Below are 15,356 nucleotides of genomic sequence, written 5' to 3' on the forward strand. Positions count from 1 at the left end.
TCGGCTCTCTTGAAGCGTCGGTCATCAGGCGGAGGCCTTTCTGCCGCGCACGAGCAGCCAGAGCAGGAACGGGGCGCCGACGGCGGCGGTGACGGCGCCGACGGGCAGGATGATCGGGGTCAGCACGGTGCGGGCCACCAGGTCGCTGCCCACCACCACGAGCGCCCCGATGGTGGCGGAGGCCAGCAGCGGTGGGGTGGGCGACCGGCTCGCCATGCGGGCGAGGTGCGGTGCCACCAGGGCGACGAACGCGATCGGCCCGGCGACGGCGGTCGCCGCGGAGACCATGACCACCGAGATCAGCAGCAGACCGGTGACGGTGGGCCCGGGGCGAAGCCCGAGCGACCGGGCGGTCTCCGGTCCGAGGGAGAGCGTGGCCAGGCGCGGCGCCAGCGGAACGAGAGCGGCGAGACCCACGATCGTCACGGTCCCGGCCGCGGCGAGTTCCGGCCAGGAGCGGTTGTTGAGCGAGCCGGTGAGCCAGACGTTGACGCGGGCGGCATCGTCGATGCTCGCGGCGATCATCATCCAGCTCACCAGCCCGCCGAAGAACGCGGAGACGCCCACCCCCACCAGCAGCGGCTGCACCCCGTTCGCGTCGACCACCCGCAGGATGAGCGCCACGACAGTCGCCGCTACCAGGCCGCCCACCACGGCGGCCACCGGCACCCCCACCGAGCGCAGCAGCCCGGCGGCCTGGCCGCTGGTGCCGCCGAGCACGATCACGGCCACGGCCCCGGCGCTCGCCCCCGAGGTGATGCCGAGCAGGTCGGGGCTGGCTAGGGCGTTGCGGGCGGTCGTCTGCACGATCGCGCCGGAGATGCCCAGGGCCGCGCCGATCACCAGGGCGAGGGCGGCGCGGGGCAGCCGCAGGGTGTTGACGATGAGCTCTTCGCGGGCGGTGCCGCCGCCGAACAAGACCTGCAGCACCCGGGGCGGGGTGAGGCTGAAGTCGCCGATGCCCAGCGAGACGACGGCCAGGCCGACCGCGACCAGAATGGCGGCGGCGGTGACGATGGCGGTGCGCGGGCGCACGATCGCAGAGACCGGGCCGAGCCGCAGCACACTCACGACGACACCACTCTCCGCGCCGCGGTGGCCTGCGGGGTCGCCGGCCGGCGGCGGCTGGACCGGCGGCGCGCCGAGCGCACCACGAGCACCAGGAATGCAGGGCCGCCGAGCACGCCGAGGGTGATGCCCACCGGAATCTCGTTGGGCGCGACAGCCACCCGGCCGAGGATATCGGCCACCAGCACGAGTAGCGCGCCGGCCGCGGCCGCGAGCGGCACGAGGGCGCGCTGGTCATCACGGCAGAGCCGGCGCACCAGATGCGGAGCCACCAGGCCCACGAAGCCCAGCGAGCCGATGCAGGCGACGGCCCCGCCGACCAGGAGCACGATCGCGGCCAGCCCGAGCATCCGGGTGCCGGCGACATTACGACCCAGGCTCTGGGCGATGTCGTCGCCGAGGGCGAGGGCGTTGAGCGCGGGCGCCTGCACCAGCGCCAGCAGCAGGCCGAGTACCAGGAACGGCCAGACCACACCGAGCGCCTCGAAGCCGCGGCCTCCGGCGAGGGAGCCGACGGTCCAGAACCGATAGACGTCGAGGGTGGCGGTGTCGAGCAGCAGCATGACCCCGGTCACGGCGCCGAGCAGGGCGGAGACGGCGGCGCCGGCGAGCACCAAAGACGCCGGTCCGGCATCCCGGCGCCGAGTGGCGACCGATCCGAAGACGGCCACCAGCACGGTGCCCACCAGCGCGCCCGCGAAGGCGAACCAGAGGTAACCGGCCGGCGTGGTGACGCCGAGCAGCGAGATCGCCAGCACCACGGCCAGCGCGGAACCCGCGGTGACGCCGAGCAGCCCGGGGTCGGCGAGGGGGTTGCGGGTGTGCGCCTGCACCAGGGCGCCTCCCACCGCCAGGGCGGCACCGCCGACGATGCCGAGGATCGTGCGCGGCACCCGCTGGCCGAGGATGATCGCGTGCGCCTCCTCCCCCGCCGTGCCGGTGAACGCGCCGAACACCGTGGCCGGGTCGAACTGCCGGGTGCCCACGAAGATGCTCAGCGTCGCGACGGCCAGCACGGCCGCGAGCGCGAGCACGCCGACAACGAGCACCCCGCGCGCGCTGGGCGTGCGGGTGCTCGTCGTGGTCAGGGTGTCGGGAGTCAGAAGAAGCCTTGGCAGAAGGGGCGCAGAACAGGCGGGTTAGAAGGTGGCGTAGAGCGCTTCGACCACGTCGAGCGCGTGCAGAGCCGTGATCGGGCCGCCCTCGTGCGTGGACTTGTCGGAGCGCACCACGTGGCCGGCGGCGACGGCGGGCAGCTGCGTCCAGAGCGGGTTCGCCTGGGTGGCGGCCCACTCGTCGGCCACGTTCACCAGCGCGACGATGCCGTCGGCATCCTTGTGGGCGTCGAGCAGCTGCTCCGGTCCGAATTCGACGCCCTCACCGGTCTCGATCGACTCGGCGAACGCGGCGCTCGGCTGCGCGCCGACATCCTGCAGCACGTTGGAGAGCAGGCGGTTGGGGCGCACCTGGGAGCCTTCGGCGTCGGTGCCCAGCGGCACGACGAGCTTGCTGGCGATCACGTCGGCGTAGCTGGCAGAGACCTCGGCGACCCGCGCCTCGTACTCAGCGATCAGGGCCTCCGCGGTGTCGGTGGTGCCGGTGGCTTCGCCGACGAGCAGCAGGTCGTCCTGCCAGGTGGAGACATCCTGTTCACCGATCGCGAGCACGGGCGCGATCGCGCTGAGCTCGTCGAAGATCGGCTCGACGTCGTCGGAGCGGCTGATGATCAGGCTCGGGGCCGCCTCGGCGATCGCTTCGATGTTGATCTCATCGGCGATGAACAGCCCGGTGGCACCGTTCGCCTCGGCTTCGGCGCGGGCGTCGGCCAGCGGCGATTCGAGTTCGAGGGCTCCCTCTTCCTCGATCGGGAAGCCCACAACGGGCAGCCCGAGCGCGAGGGCGATGTCGAGGTCGCGGCGACCCTCGATCACGACGACCGCGTCGATCTGCTCGGGCACGGTGACCTCGCCGAGGATGGTGTCGACGGTGCGGCCCGCACGGTCAGCGGAGTCGGCGTCGGCGTCGGCGTCGGCGGCGGCACCGCTGGTGCAGCCGGCGAGGAGGGCGATCGTGGCCGCTGAGGCGGCGAGTGCGTTCAGGAGTCGTGTGGTGCGGCGATCCGCAGAAGGACGAGACATAAGGGCAGCCTAACCTACGTTGTCGACAAGTTTCGTCGCCGCCCACTCGCCTCAGTCGGCCCGGATACCCGCCTGTACGGCCAGAGATACCAGCTGAGCCCGGTTCTGGGTGCCCGATTTCATCATCGCCCGATTGGCGTGGGTCTTCACGGTGAACGGCGACACGAAGATGCGGGCTGCGATGGTCGCGTTGTCCAGCCCCGCCACGATGTGCCCTACGACTTCCCGCTCGCGCTGGGTGAGTTCGGCGAATCGCAGGGCCGCGGCAGGGTCGCTGGGCACGACCACGGGCAGGGCCACGTGCTCGACCAGCGCGTTCACGGCGGCGGGCGACAGCGCGTGCCCGCCATCCGAGACCCGGAGGATGCCGTCGGTCAGTTCGGCGCGACTGGCCCCCTTGCCGAGGAACCCGTCGGCGCCGGCCCGCAGCGCGTTCACGACGTTCTCGTCCTGTTCGAAGGTGGTGAGAATGAGGATGCGCACGGTCTCCGCGGCATGAGCGGCACGAATCCGGCGGGTCGTCTCCACCCCGTCGATGCCGGGCATCCGGATGTCGAGCAAGACGACGTCAACCGGAGTCCCTTCCAGCAGCCGGAGGGCCTCGAGGCCGTCGCCGGCTTCGGCCACGATCTCGATGCCGGGGTGCGCCTCCACGATTGTGCGCAGGCCCGCCCGGATCATCTCCTGGTCGTCAACGATCATCACGCGGGTCATTCGGGTGCTCCGGTTCTCGAGAGGGGCGCGGCCGGCAGGGTTGCCGTGAGCCAGAAGAATCGCGCGTCCTCGCGCACCTGCACCTGGCCGCCGGTGGAGGCGGCGCGCTCCCGCATGCCGACGAGGCCGTTGCCTCCGCCGGCGGAGGCTTCCCGGGTGGCGCCGACGCGGCGCAGGTTCACCACTTCCAGCGTGACGCCCGCTGGGGTGACGTGCACTCGTAGCGACACGTCGCCGCTGCCATGCCGCTGCGCGTTCGTCAGGGCTTCCTGCACGATCCGGTACGCCGCCGCGCTCACCGCCAGGGGCAGGTCGGTCTCCAGGCCGGTCACGGTGGCCTCAATGGTCAGGCCGGCGGCGCGGAAGCCGTCGACCAGCGCGGGGATCCGCCCGTGCTCCGGAGTAGGAGCCAGGGTGTCCGGCTCGACTCCCACCCGCAGCACGCGCAGAATCTGCTGGGTCTCGCGCAGCACGGCCTGCACGCTCTGCTGGGCGGCCGCCAGGTCGGCACGGCTCGCGTGGGCGTCGGCGGGCAGGTGCACGTCCGCCGCGCCGAGGTGCATGTTCACCACCGCGATCTCGTGCCCCACGCTGTCATGCAGGTCGCGGGCGATGCGCAGGCGTTCCTCGGCCACGCTGCGGTCCACCGCAGCCTCCCGGGTGGCGATGGCCTCAGCGGTGCGGCGTTCGAGTTCGAGCCAGTACCGCCGGGATTCCCGGATCGCGCTGCCCGCGGCGGCGGTCGCGAGTGCGGCGAAGGCCGACACCGATGCCTCCGGGTTCTCGATGATGCTGAGGTCGCCGGAGACGAGCCACACCGACCCCAGGTTGGCGGCCGCGATGACGCCGCCGGCAACCAGCGCCGACCCGCCCCGAAGGGCGAGGAGGAAGGCGACGAAGCAGGCGATCGACCAGTTCGCGATCGGCGCCCAGCCGAACAGCGCGGCGATCACCGGACCGGCGGCCACCAGGGTCAGGCCGAGGTAGGGCATCCGATAGCAGAACGCCACCCCGGCGGTGGTGGCGATGAGGGCCAGAACGGCACCGATGGGCAAGCCGGCCTGGGCGACGGTGATCCCCTCGACCGCGATCGCCAGAGAGATGATGACGAGCGTGACCCGTTCCAGGACGGGCCCTCGCCTCGACCAGAGCGGGGCTCGCGGCGCTCGGCGCGGATGCTCGGAGGATGTCACAGCCCCATCCTCCCAGGTGGGTCGGGCGGCACGTAGTCCATCTGCAGTAGTGCATGACCGTCCGGTTACACGATGATTCCGGGTCGGGGCCGACCCAGGATGGGGTCATACCGCCCACCACACTCTCGAAAGCGAGCACCATCATGACCCAGACAACCCCAAGCGTTCCGAGCCTGCCCACCGGTTTTGTGGCCTACGAGTACACGACCGTGCGAGTGCCGCGCGACCTGGAGTCGATCTACACCGACAGCTACCGCAACTTCGGCTGGATCACCGAAGCCACCGAGACCGGCCTGCCCGGCGCCACCACGGTGACCCTCAAGCTCAAGCGCGACCGGGCATTGAAGAACCGGCCGCTCGTGGCGGAGCTGCAGCGCCAAGCCGACATCGCGCTGGTCAGCATCGCCGCGCTCGAGCGCTCCAAGACCAGCGCCGCCCTCGGGCTGTCGATCGGGGTCGGCATCGTGGGCACGGCCTTCCTGGCCGGCTCGGTCTTCAGCATCGACGCCGGTCTGGTGCCGCTGTCGATCGTGCTCGGTGCCGTGGGCCTCGTCGGCTGGTTGGCCGGCTACCTGGTGCACGGGCGAGTGCTGGCGCAGCGCTCCGCCCGGGTGATCCCGCTCATCGAGGCGCAGTACGACGTGGTGTACCAGAGCGGCGAGCAGGCCAGTCACCTGCTCGCCGCCTGAACTTCTCCTGAGTCACACCACCGAGCGCCGGTTGTAGATGCGCATCGACCAGACATAGCCGATCACGCTGATGACCAGGCACCAGACGATCGCCCAGAGCCAGCTCAGCCCGATCGGCGTGCCGAGCAGCAGCCCGCGGATCGTTTCGATGAACGGGGTGAACGGCTGGTACTCGGCGAACACCTGCACCACCGCCGGCATCGTGTCGGTAGGCACGAATCCGCTGCCCAGGAACGGCAACAGCACCAGCAGGGTAGGCAGGTTGCTCGCCGACTCCACCGATTTCGACGCCATGCCCATCGCCACCGCCAGCCAGGTGATGGCGAGCAGGATCAGGGTGGTCATGCCGAACGCGGCGAGCCATTCGATCGGGTTCGCGTTAGGCCGGAAACCGATCAGCACGCTGACGCCGAGCACCAGGGTGACGGCGATCAGGCCCTGGATGGTGTTGCCGAGCACGTGCCCGGTGAGCACGGCCGCCCGGGAGATCGCCAGGGTGCGGAACCGGGCCGTGATGCCCTCGGTCATGTCCATGGCCACCGTGGTGGCGGTGCCGCCGGCGGTGCCCGCCGCCGCGGTGAGCAGGATGCCGGGCACCACGTAGGCCAGGTAGGCCGCCCGGTCGCTTCCGCCGGTGCTGGGCAGCCCCGCCCCGAGCTGGCCGCCGAAGACGAAGACGAACAGGAACAGGAACACGACCGGGCCGCCGACGACGAAGTAGGTGAGGGCGGGGTAGCGCAACATGTGCAGCAGGTTGCGGTGCAGCAGGGTGCCGGAGTCGGTGAGCACGTGGGTCATGGTGGTCATGATGGGGTCCTTTCTGTGTCGGAGTGGCCGGTGAGGGCGAAGAAGACGTCGTCCAGGTCCGGGGTGTGAATACTGAGGTCCTCGATGTCCAGGTGTGCGGCGTCGAGCCGCTCGATCACGGCCCGCAGCGAGGTGATGCCGCCTTCGCTGGGCACGTCCAGCGCCAGGGCGTCACCGTTGCGGGAGGCATCCGGCAACTGAAGAATCGCTGATTCGAGGGTGGCGGCATCGGCGAACTGCAGCCGGATGTGCCCACCGGGAACGAGCCGTTTCAGCTCGGCCGGGGTGCCCTCCGCCACGATCCGGCCGGCATCGAGCACCGCGATCCGGTCGGCGAGTTCGTCGGCCTCTTCCAGGTACTGGGTGGTGAGGAAGACCGTGACGCCGGCCGCCACCTGGTCTCGGATGATCTGCCACATGGTGTGCCGGCTGCGGGGGTCGAGTCCGGTGGTGGGCTCGTCGAGGAAGATGATCCGCGGGTCGCCGATCAGGGTCATGGCCAGGTCGAGCCGGCGGCGCATACCGCCGGAGTAGGTGGCGAGGGGTTTCTTGGCGGCCTCGGTCAGGTCGAACTGGGCGAGAAGGTCGGCCACCCGGGCTCGCGCCTCGCGCTTGCCGAGGTGGTGCAGCCGGGCCATCAGCTGCAGGTTCTCCTGACCCGAGAGCAGGCCGTCGACGGCCGAGTACTGGCCGGTCAGGCCGATCTGCCCGCGCACGCCGTCGGCATCCGTTCGCACGTCGTGGCCGGCCACGCTGGCCTGGCCGCCGTCGGCGGGAAGAAGGGTGGAGAGGATGTGCACGATGGTGGTCTTGCCGGCACCGTTGGGGCCGAGCAGGGCGAAGACCTGCCCGGCGGGCACGTGCAGGTCGACGCCGTCGAGCACGGTGAGGTCGCCATAGGACTTGCGGAGGCCCATGGCGTGGATGGCTGGGGTGTTCATGTGTCGCTCCGTTCCGATCGATGTACCGTGATGTCGCCGTATGAGCTGCGGGCGCGCACCTGCACGGTGTCGCCGGCGGTGCCGGGACCGTCGCCGACGGCGAGGGTGTTGCGCACCCGCCCGAACTTGGTGTTGAGGTCGAGCCAGGCCGCGGCGCCGGGGCGGATGCCCACGGCGATGGTGCCGGCGGCGGTCGCGAGGGTGAGTGCGCCACGGCCGATGTCACCGATGTGCACCGACCCGTTGGAGGCCTTCACGGTGATGTCACCGTCGGCCCGGTCGATGATGATGTCGCCGTTGGCGGCGCTGACCTTGAGGGTGTCGGTGACCGAGCCGATCTGGGTCTCGCCGTTGGCGTTCTTGATCACCGCTGACCCCTCGATGGCGCCGATGCGCACCTTGCCGGTGCCGGTGGAGATGTCCACCTGGCCGGTCGCGCCGCCCACCGTGACATCGCCCTGGCCGGTCTTGGCGCGCAGGCTCCCGCACTGGTCGATCCGCACGGTGCCCATGCCGCTGCGCAGCACGGCGGCGCCGAACTCGCCGTCGGCATCCAGGGTGCCCATGCCGCTACTGAGGTCGAGGCTCGAGCCGATCGGCACCTCGATGGTGACGTCGACGGCTCCCCCGTCGGTGAGCCAATTGCGCAGGCGCAGATGCTTGAACCCGACGCGCAGCCGGTTGTCGGCGAAGTCCACCGCGATCTGGGCGGCCGCGGTGGCGTCGAGCGACCGGGAGGGGTTCCGCGGCCGGATCATTACCGTGGCTTCGGGCCGGTCGACGGCGGTGATCCAGATGTCGCTGCGGATGCTGAGGTCGACGGTGAGCTCGACCGGGCCGGTGGTGTCGAACGCGGTCATGAGCGGGCCCATCCGGTGAAGCTGTTCTCGCCGGGCTCCTGCGGCGGAGTGCGGCGGCCGCCCTCGGCATCCAGGGCGCCGGTGATCGCGCGCACCAGCCAGGTGTTGACCGAGAGCCCCTCCCGGCCGGCGGCCGATTCGACCCGGGCCTTGAGCTGCTCCGGGAGGCGCAGCGTGGTGCGCGAGACGGCGCCCTCGTCGCTGTCGTCGACCGCGGCGACGGGTGCCTGCCACGGGCCGGCATTCTCGAACGTGGTGGGCGCCGCTCCGGGGGTGACCACGAATTCCGGGTCTGTTCCGCGCAGCCGCACGTCGACACCGCCGGGAGCCAGGTCCTGGCTGATCTCGCCGGCCGCGGTCGACAGGGCGTCGAGCAGCACCAGCCGGGTGGCGGATTCGAGCGGCGCGATCAGCCGCTCGGCGAGCGCCCGGGTGTCGTCGCCGCCCACATCGGCGGCCACCATGAACTGCTCGCGCAGGTGTTGGATGTACGGGAAAAGTTCCATGACACCATTGTGACGCCACTATGACGTCAGCGCAACACCTTTGTGATGCCGTTTTGGTGACGGGGTGACGCCGGGCGTGGTGGACGGGTGTGCCGGACGGGCCGCTACGCATCCGGCGGTCGGCACCGCTGGTGGTCGCGACCGGTGGGAGCAAGGATGGTGCCATGGTCGATTCCCTTGCCGCGCTCGCCCGGGAGCTCTACGGCCTGCAGCCCGCCGAGTTCACGGCCGCGCGCAACGCCCGGGCGCAGGAGTTCAAGACCACCGACGTCACCCTCGCCAAGCAGATCGGCGCCCTGCGGAAGCCCTCGCCCGCCGCCTGGGTGGTGAACCTGCTCGCCCGGGAAGACGACGACGGCCTCGAATCCCTCCTCCAGCTCGGCGAGCAGATGCGGGATGCCCAGGAGCAGCTCGACCGGGAGGCGCTCCGCCGGCTCGGCGGCGAGCGCCGGACCGCCGTCGCCGCCCTCGCCCGAGCGGGCGCCGACCTCGCCGCCCGTCTCGGCCACCCGCCCACGCCCGCCGTGCTCGGCGAAGTGGAACAGACCCTGCAAGCCGCAACCTCGGACGAGGCCGCCGCGGCCGCCGTGAGCAGTGGGCTGCTGGTGAAGGCCCTACTGGCCGTGGGCTTCGAGCCGGTGGACCTGGACGACGCCGTCGCGGTGCCGGACGCGCCGCAGGCGCGGGAGCGGCGCACCAGCCCCGCCACCCCGCCGAAGTCGCCCGTGCAGCTCGCCGACGTGCGCCGGCGCAAGGAGGCCAAGCGGGAAGCCGAGCGGCTCGAGCGCGACGCCGATGCCGCCACCGCGGAACTCGCCGCCCTCGACCGCCGGGCAGAGCGGCTGGCCTTACGCCGCAGCAGCCTCGAGGCCGAGATCAGTGACCTCCGGGAGCAACTGCGCACGGCCGAGACCGCGCTCGTGGCCGTCGACCGTGACGCCGGCACCCTGGCCGACGACCGGAAACAGGCCGAAGCGGCCGCCGAGAACTCCGCCAGCCGTGCCGCCGAGGCCAGAGCCGCCGCCGATGCCCTGGAGCTGTCCGACTGACCTTCCGCACCGGGCTGTGATCGGGCGCTCACTCGCGTGCCGGCACTGTGGCTATGATGCCGCCATGACTTCGAACGATGCGGTCGACGCGGTGGCCGGACTCAAGGCGCGGGCGGATGCCGCCAAAGCCGCGGCGCTCCGTGCGCAGGCCGACGCGGAGGAGGCGGAAGCCCAACTCCGCACCGCTCAGGAGAAGAACGAGCGGGCGGCGGCGGACCAGGCGGCACCGGCATCCGTTCCGGCCGGACCGCTCGACGCCGACCAGGTCGAGGCGATTCGGGCGGGGTACGCCTTCGACAGTGCCGCCCTCGAACTCGGCGCCCTGGTGAACGGCGACGCCCGGCCCGACGTACAAGTACGCATCCCGTTGGCCATGACCAACCGGCACGGCCTGGTGGCCGGGGCCACCGGAACCGGCAAGACCAAGACCCTCCAGGTGCTCGCCGAGCAGCTCTCGGCACACGGCGTGCCGGTGTTCGCCGCCGATATCAAGGGCGACCTCTCCGGCATCGCCAGCCTCGGCACCCCCAGCGACAAACTACTGGCCCGAACGACGGGCCTCGGCCAGGACTGGGCGGGCGCCGCCTCCCCCACCGAGTACTTCTCGCTCGGCGGCATCGGCGCGGGCATCCCCATCCGCGCCACCGTCGCCGGGTTCGGCCCGCTGCTGCTCAGCAAGGTGCTCGGCCTGAACGACACCCAGGAGTCCAGCCTCGGCCTGGTGTTCCACTACGCCGACGAAGCCGGCCTGCCGCTGCTCGACCTCACCGACTTGCGCGCGGTGCTCAGTTACCTGATCGGCGACGCCGGCAAGGGCGAGCTCACCGGCCTCGGCGGGTTGTCCAGCGCCACGGTCGGCGTCATCCTGCGGGAACTGATCACCTTCGCCGACCAGGGCGCCGACGTCTTCTTCGGCGAGCCGGAGATCGACACCCGCGAGTTCCTCAGGGTCACCGCCGACGGCCGCGGCCTGGTCAGCCTGCTCGAGGTCCCCGGCGTGCAGGACCGGCCGGCGCTCTACTCCACCTTTCTGATGTGGCTGCTGGCCGACCTGTTCAACGACCTGCCCGAGGTCGGCGACCTCGACAAGCCCAAGTTGGTGTTCTTCTTCGACGAGGCGCACCTGCTGTTCCGGGACGCGTCGAAGGATTTCCTGGCGGCGATCACCCAGACCGTGCGGCTCATCCGCTCGAAGGGCGTGGGCATCTTCTTCGTCACCCAGACGCCTAAGGATGTGCCCAGCGACGTGCTCGCCCAGCTCGGCTCCCGGGTGCAACACCAGCTGCGCGCCTTCACCCCGGATGACGCCAAGACGCTGCGGGCCACGGTCTCCACCTTTCCCAACTCCGGCTACGACCTCGAGGAGGTGCTCACCGGGCTCGGCATCGGGGAGGCCATCGTGACGGTGATGAACGAGAAGGGCGCGCCGAGCCCGGTGGCGTGGACCCGGCTGCGAGCCCCGCAGGGGTCGATGGCGCCCACCCCGGCGGAGCACATCCTGGCCACGGTGTCGGCGTCCCCGCTGCTGGAGCGTTATGGCACCGCCGTCGACCGGGACTCCGCCCGGGAGATGCTGGCGGCGAAGCTGGAGGCCGCGGCCCAGGTGGCCGAGGCCGAACAGCGTGCCATCGACCAGGCCAAGGCCGACGCCGAGTTCGCCAAGCAGCAGGCCGCCGCCGACGCGCAGCAGGCCAAGGCCGAGAAGAAGGCGCAGGCCGACTACGACCGGCTGCGCAAGCAGTCCGAGACCCGCTCCCGCACCCGAACGCGCTCCCGGCCGCAGAAGTCGGTGCTGGAGGAGGTGCTCGGCTCCCCCGCCACCAAGACCATCCTCACCGGCATCGTCACGGGCATCTTCGGCACCCGGCGCCGCCGCTGATCGCGGGCGCCGCCATCCGTAGCTCCCGCAGGCGAACGCTCGTGGCGCGCGTTAGTCCCCGCGGCACGCGTTAGTCCCCGCGGCACGCGTCAGGCCCCGCGGCACTGGTTCGTACGCGTGCCCCCGACCACAACGCGTGCCGTGACATTTCGGCACGCGCCCCGCGCTCAACGGGAGCCCACGCGCACCTCTCCCGCGCGGAGCCAGTCAGCCCGTCTGCTGGCAGCGAACGGCGCCCACTTTGCACCCTGACAGACGTACGCTCTGGTGCCATGAACGATGTGCCACCGATGGACGACGACGGGCTCCTCGACGCCTACTCGAGAACCGTCATGGCCGTGGCCACCCGGGTGCTGCCCAGCGTGGCCAGCGTGACGGTGCAGAGCAACCGCGGCGCCGGGTCCGGCAGCGCCAGCGTGATCACCCCCGACGGCTTCCTGCTCACCAGCGCGCATGTCGTCGCCGGCGCCGACACCGCCGAGGTGGGATTCGCCGATGGCACCAGCAGCAGAGTGGATGTGGTCGGCCGCGACCCGCTCTCCGACCTCGCCGTGCTGCACGCCCGCAGTGCCACGCCGCATCCGGTGCAGCTCGGCGACGCCGCGCACCTGCGGGTGGGCCAAGTGGTTGTGGCGCTCGGCAACCCGCTCGGACTGGCCGGCAGCGTCACCGCCGGCATCGTCTCGGCGCTGGGCCGATCACTGCCCACCCGGGCCGGGCGGGTGGTCGACGAGGTGATCCAGACCGACGCCGCGCTCAACCCCGGCAACAGCGGTGGCGTGCTCGCCGACAGCTCCGGCCGCATGGTGGGCGTGAACACCGCCCTAGCTGGCATCGGTGTGGGCATGGCGGTGCCGATCAACGCCACCACCCGGGAAATCATCACCGCTCTCATGACCACCGGGCGGATGCGCCGGGCCTGGCTCGGCATCGCCGGCGCTCAAGTGCCGCTGTCGCCCGCCCTCGCCGCCCGGGTCGGCTCCCCCACCGGCCTGCAGGTGGCCGGCGTCTCGCCCGGCAGCCCCGCCGCGGAAGCCGGGTTGCTGCGCGGCGACATCGTCGTGGAGCTGGCCGGTCAACCGGTGGTGACGGCCACGATGGTGCAGCAGCTCATGGTGGAGACCGCGATCGACAAGCCGATCGAGATCACCGTGTGGCGGAACGGCGCCCTCGTCGATGCGATCACCGTTCCGCGGGAGTTGCAGGACTCCTGAGCCGCTCTCCGCGAAGACTCAGGCGGCAGCGAACCGCTTCGCCGAACGCTCCTTGGCCTTCTCGGCCTCGACCTCGCGGTTCTTAGGCGGAGCGCTCGTGACCAGGTCCTCGAGCAGGTGCCGCGAGATGTGCGCGATCTCCTCGACCGCCCGGTTGAAAGCCTCTTCATTCGCCTTCGACGGCTTGGTGGAACCGCTGATCTTGCGCACGAACTGCAGCGCCGCGGCGTGCACCTCGTCGTCGGTGGCGGCGGGCTCGAAATTGTGAAGTTGATGAATGTTCCGACACATGCTTCGAGGGTACCCAGGCCGGAACATCCGCGAAAGAGCGAAAAAGTGTTGCGCCCCGAACACAAAGGGCAGTACGGTGTTGCCTACGCCACAGACGAAAGGAGCCCAGCGTGTTTACTTCGAAGATTGCAATCGCATCCCTCACCACCGCCGGCTTCGTCGGCGTCTTCACCGCCTGATCGGCCAGTAGCTCGTCCACCGGTCCAGACGGTGGTGACGCTCTCGAAGCCCGAACAGGCAGCATCCGCACCCGCGTGTGCGGGCTCGCCCGGGTCACTCACCCCGTGAGCGGCGCGCATTCCGCGCACCGCCTCGTGCCGCCCCGCGCGGCCACCCTTCATTCGGCGAGCCCGAACGCGCTTTTCAGAGCGCCCGGTTTCGCGACCCGCTTTTCTCACACCAAGGAAACCACCAGATGAATACCCAGTTGGCGCCCACGACCGGCCGCCAGTCCCACCCACCCCAACCCGTCCGCATCCCCGAGCCGCGTTCCACGCGGCGGGTGGGCCTGGTCGATCGCGCCGCGATGCACGTCGGCCTCGCCCTCATCCACTGGGGACGCCGACCCGTCAAGGCCCGCCGCGAACGCCCCGCGTTCGCGCCGGAGTCGATCGAAGCCCGCCGTGAAATGGACCGGGTGCGGGACCAGTATTTGGTCCTGAAACTGACCCAGTTCCGATGAGGCACACACCGAACCGGGTCGTCACCGCAGCCCCGGCTGCGGCGACGGCCCGGCTCACCCCAGCTGACTGACGAACGGGCAACGGATGCATAGGCCTCTACCGACGCGCCCCTCCAGCGTCGAGCCCGCACCAGCGCAGCGGCGCCCGACCCGCGTTTCCCGTTCCGCGCGCACCGCGCCGGTTCGCGGGTGGCACGCCACGCGCGCAGCGGCGCCTCACCCGCGTTTCGCCATCCGAGCCGGAGCTCAGGTCACCGGCTGAGCGCAACCCGGTCGGGGCAGCTCAGCCGTCGAGGCCCGCGCGCCACTGCTCGAGCAGGCGGGAGGTGCTGCGGCTGTGCGCCCACGGCACCTCGGGCGCCTCGGTGCGGCCGTCACGGAGCGCCAGCGACACCGCGTCGGCTTCGGCAGCGAACGGGTCGACCGTGGGCAGTTCCACGACCTGGTCGCGGCCCTCGGCATGGATGACGAACGACGCGGCAGAGGCATTCCGGCTGCCGAACGCGTCGGGCAGGTCGATGATTCCGGTGCTGCCGCGGAGCGACCCCGACCGGGGCAGCTCCGCCACGATCGAGCAGGCCACGTCGGCGCTGAAGCCCTCGGCGGTGAGCGTCGCCGTGGTGTGTTCGTCCACTCCGGTGTCACCGATGGTGCCCACGATCTGCGAGATGACGAGGTCGGCGGGGTCGATGCCCGCGGCAGCGGCGAGCCCCACCGCGAACGCGACCGGGTAGCCACCCACGTCGAGGATCGCCCCACCCGCGAGGGCGGGATCGAACAACCGGCCGGAGCGCTCCCCCGCCGCGAATCCGAAGGATGCGGTCAGATGCAACGGGGCGCCGATCCCGCGGGCAGTCACCGCGGCATCCAGTGCCCGGGCGAACGGACCGAAGCGGTGCTTGTAGGCCTCCACGAACGGCAGCCCGCGGGCGGCGGCGGTCTGCAGCACCCGTTCCAGGTCGGCGGTGCGCGGCGCTACCGGTTTCTCGCAGAGCACCGCCTTGCCGGCGTTCAGCGCGGCGATAGCCAGGTCGACGTGGGTGGTGTGCACGGTGGAGATGTAGACGGCGTCGATGTCATCCCGGGCGAGGATCTCGTCGTACGTTCCGGTGATAGCGGCTCCGTGCGCCGCGGCGAACGCGGCCGCCCGGTCGGCGTTCGTGCTGGCGACGGCGTGCAGGGTGCCGTGCGCTGAGGCGGGCAGCGCCGCCGCGAACCAGCCGCCGATGTTGCCCGGTCCGAGGATTGCCCACCGCGTTGTTGTCATTGTTCGAACCTAGCAAGCTCCCCTCCGGGCATCGTGCCACGAGAACGGCCGAACATGA

The 15,356-nt window shown here is 71.2% G+C and carries 16 protein-coding genes; 5 read left to right on the top strand and 11 right to left on the bottom strand.

Going from position 1 to position 15,356, the window contains the following annotated elements; genetic code table 11:
* Window positions 1–24: 24 nt before the first annotated feature.
* The 5 genes from CTB96_RS17800 to CTB96_RS17820 all read right to left on the bottom strand — a co-directional run bounded on the left by CTB96_RS17800 (window position 25) and on the right by CTB96_RS17820 (window position 5,113).
* On the bottom strand, window positions 25–1,071 hold the full coding sequence (locus CTB96_RS17800; RefSeq protein WP_110128116.1) for a FecCD family ABC transporter permease: 1,047 nt from the start codon (window positions 1,069–1,071) through the stop codon (window positions 25–27).
* Window positions 1,068–2,117, bottom strand: coding sequence for a FecCD family ABC transporter permease (locus CTB96_RS17805; protein ID WP_248283439.1), 1,050 nt, complete (start codon window positions 2,115–2,117; stop codon window positions 1,068–1,070). The genes CTB96_RS17800 and CTB96_RS17805 overlap by 4 nt, the downstream gene beginning before the upstream one ends.
* 90 nt (window positions 2,118–2,207) lie before the next feature.
* Entirely contained in the window at window positions 2,208–3,206 is a 999-nt protein-coding gene (locus tag CTB96_RS17810; RefSeq protein WP_110128118.1) for an ABC transporter substrate-binding protein, read from the bottom strand.
* Between the two features lie 51 nt (window positions 3,207–3,257).
* The gene (locus tag CTB96_RS17815) at window positions 3,258–3,920 is read right to left on the bottom strand and encodes a response regulator transcription factor (RefSeq protein ID WP_110128119.1); all 663 of its coding nucleotides are present in this window, start codon (window positions 3,918–3,920) and stop codon (window positions 3,258–3,260) included.
* Window positions 3,917–5,113, bottom strand: a complete 1,197-nt coding sequence (locus CTB96_RS17820; protein ID WP_219993287.1) for a sensor histidine kinase — start codon at window positions 5,111–5,113, stop codon at window positions 3,917–3,919. The genes CTB96_RS17815 and CTB96_RS17820 overlap by 4 nt, the downstream gene beginning before the upstream one ends.
* 143 nt (window positions 5,114–5,256) lie before the next feature.
* Here CTB96_RS17820 and CTB96_RS17825 point away from each other — a divergent pair, with 143 nt between their 5' ends.
* Window positions 5,257–5,802 carry a hypothetical protein gene (locus CTB96_RS17825; RefSeq protein WP_110128120.1) on the top strand — a complete coding sequence of 182 codons (546 nt, stop codon included), beginning with the start codon at window positions 5,257–5,259 and terminating at the stop codon, window positions 5,800–5,802.
* Window positions 5,803–5,814: 12 nt separating this feature from the next.
* On the opposite strand, the gene CTB96_RS17830 is transcribed toward CTB96_RS17825, so the two are convergent.
* Genes CTB96_RS17830 through CTB96_RS17845 form a run of 4 tightly spaced genes read right to left on the bottom strand, consistent with a single transcriptional unit; the run spans window position 5,815 to window position 8,916 of the window.
* Entirely contained in the window at window positions 5,815–6,609 is a 795-nt protein-coding gene (locus CTB96_RS17830; protein WP_110128121.1) for an ABC transporter permease, read from the bottom strand.
* Window positions 6,606–7,550, bottom strand: coding sequence for an ATP-binding cassette domain-containing protein (locus CTB96_RS17835; RefSeq protein ID WP_110128122.1), 945 nt, complete (start codon window positions 7,548–7,550; stop codon window positions 6,606–6,608). Before CTB96_RS17835 ends, CTB96_RS17830 begins: the two co-directional genes overlap by 4 nt.
* Window positions 7,547–8,410: a DUF4097 family beta strand repeat-containing protein gene (locus tag CTB96_RS17840; protein WP_110128575.1), complete on the bottom strand. Its 864-nt coding sequence runs from the start codon at window positions 8,408–8,410 to the stop codon at window positions 7,547–7,549. The genes CTB96_RS17835 and CTB96_RS17840 overlap by 4 nt, the downstream gene beginning before the upstream one ends.
* The gene (locus CTB96_RS17845) at window positions 8,407–8,916 is read right to left on the bottom strand and encodes a hypothetical protein (RefSeq protein ID WP_110128123.1); all 510 of its coding nucleotides are present in this window, start codon (window positions 8,914–8,916) and stop codon (window positions 8,407–8,409) included. Before CTB96_RS17845 ends, CTB96_RS17840 begins: the two co-directional genes overlap by 4 nt.
* Before the next feature lie 164 nt (window positions 8,917–9,080).
* Between CTB96_RS17845 and CTB96_RS17850 the strand changes: the two genes are divergently transcribed.
* The 3 genes from CTB96_RS17850 (at window position 9,081) to CTB96_RS17860 (ending at window position 13,058) form a co-directional block, all read left to right on the top strand.
* A complete protein-coding gene (locus tag CTB96_RS17850) occupies window positions 9,081–9,965 on the top strand; it encodes a transposase (RefSeq protein ID WP_110128124.1) in 885 nt (294 codons plus the stop codon).
* 64 nt (window positions 9,966–10,029) lie between these two features.
* Window positions 10,030–11,844: a helicase HerA-like domain-containing protein gene (locus tag CTB96_RS17855; RefSeq protein WP_110128125.1), complete on the top strand. Its 1,815-nt coding sequence runs from the start codon at window positions 10,030–10,032 to the stop codon at window positions 11,842–11,844.
* A 272-nt stretch (window positions 11,845–12,116) separates the two neighbouring features.
* Complete coding sequence (locus tag CTB96_RS17860; protein WP_248283440.1) at window positions 12,117–13,058, top strand: S1C family serine protease; 942 nt, start codon at window positions 12,117–12,119, stop codon at window positions 13,056–13,058.
* Window positions 13,059–13,076: 18 nt separating this feature from the next.
* Here CTB96_RS17860 and CTB96_RS17865 read toward each other — a convergent pair whose 3' ends face one another.
* Entirely contained in the window at window positions 13,077–13,349 is a 273-nt protein-coding gene (locus tag CTB96_RS17865; RefSeq protein ID WP_110128127.1) for a DUF2277 domain-containing protein, read from the bottom strand.
* 415 nt (window positions 13,350–13,764) lie between these two features.
* Between CTB96_RS17865 and CTB96_RS17870 the strand changes: the two genes are divergently transcribed.
* Window positions 13,765–14,031, top strand: coding sequence for a hypothetical protein (locus CTB96_RS17870; RefSeq protein ID WP_110128128.1), 267 nt, complete (start codon window positions 13,765–13,767; stop codon window positions 14,029–14,031).
* 283 nt (window positions 14,032–14,314) lie between these two features.
* Here CTB96_RS17870 and CTB96_RS17875 read toward each other — a convergent pair whose 3' ends face one another.
* Window positions 14,315–15,298: a Gfo/Idh/MocA family protein gene (locus tag CTB96_RS17875; protein WP_110128129.1), complete on the bottom strand. Its 984-nt coding sequence runs from the start codon at window positions 15,296–15,298 to the stop codon at window positions 14,315–14,317.
* Window positions 15,299–15,356 lie beyond the last annotated feature (58 nt).

The sequence above is a fragment of the Cryobacterium arcticum genome, assembly GCF_003185895.1.
Taxonomy (GTDB): Bacteria; Actinomycetota; Actinomycetes; order Actinomycetales; family Microbacteriaceae; genus Cryobacterium; species Cryobacterium arcticum.

Bases quoted from the DNA above. Each gene is read 5' to 3' on its own strand.
- CTB96_RS17810 (WP_110128118.1), bottom strand. From the start codon at position 3,206: ATGTCTCGTCCTTCTGCGGATCGCCGCACCACACGACTCCTGAACGCA.
- CTB96_RS17815 (WP_110128119.1), bottom strand. From the start codon at position 3,920: ATGACCCGCGTGATGATCGTTGACGACCAGGAGATGATCCGGGCGGGC.
- CTB96_RS17825 (WP_110128120.1), top strand. From the start codon at position 5,257: ATGACCCAGACAACCCCAAGCGTTCCGAGCCTGCCCACCGGTTTTGTG.
- CTB96_RS17830 (WP_110128121.1), bottom strand. From the start codon at position 6,609: ATGACCACCATGACCCACGTGCTCACCGACTCCGGCACCCTGCTGCAC.
- CTB96_RS17835 (WP_110128122.1), bottom strand. From the start codon at position 7,550: ATGAACACCCCAGCCATCCACGCCATGGGCCTCCGCAAGTCCTATGGC.
- CTB96_RS17840 (WP_110128575.1), bottom strand. From the start codon at position 8,410: ATGACCGCGTTCGACACCACCGGCCCGGTCGAGCTCACCGTCGACCTC.
- CTB96_RS17845 (WP_110128123.1), bottom strand. From the start codon at position 8,916: ATGGAACTTTTCCCGTACATCCAACACCTGCGCGAGCAGTTCATGGTG.
- CTB96_RS17850 (WP_110128124.1), top strand. From the start codon at position 9,081: ATGGTCGATTCCCTTGCCGCGCTCGCCCGGGAGCTCTACGGCCTGCAG.
- CTB96_RS17855 (WP_110128125.1), top strand. From the start codon at position 10,030: ATGACTTCGAACGATGCGGTCGACGCGGTGGCCGGACTCAAGGCGCGG.
- CTB96_RS17860 (WP_248283440.1), top strand. From the start codon at position 12,117: ATGAACGATGTGCCACCGATGGACGACGACGGGCTCCTCGACGCCTAC.
- CTB96_RS17865 (WP_110128127.1), bottom strand. From the start codon at position 13,349: ATGTGTCGGAACATTCATCAACTTCACAATTTCGAGCCCGCCGCCACC.
- CTB96_RS17870 (WP_110128128.1), top strand. From the start codon at position 13,765: ATGAATACCCAGTTGGCGCCCACGACCGGCCGCCAGTCCCACCCACCC.
- CTB96_RS17875 (WP_110128129.1), bottom strand. From the start codon at position 15,298: ATGACAACAACGCGGTGGGCAATCCTCGGACCGGGCAACATCGGCGGC.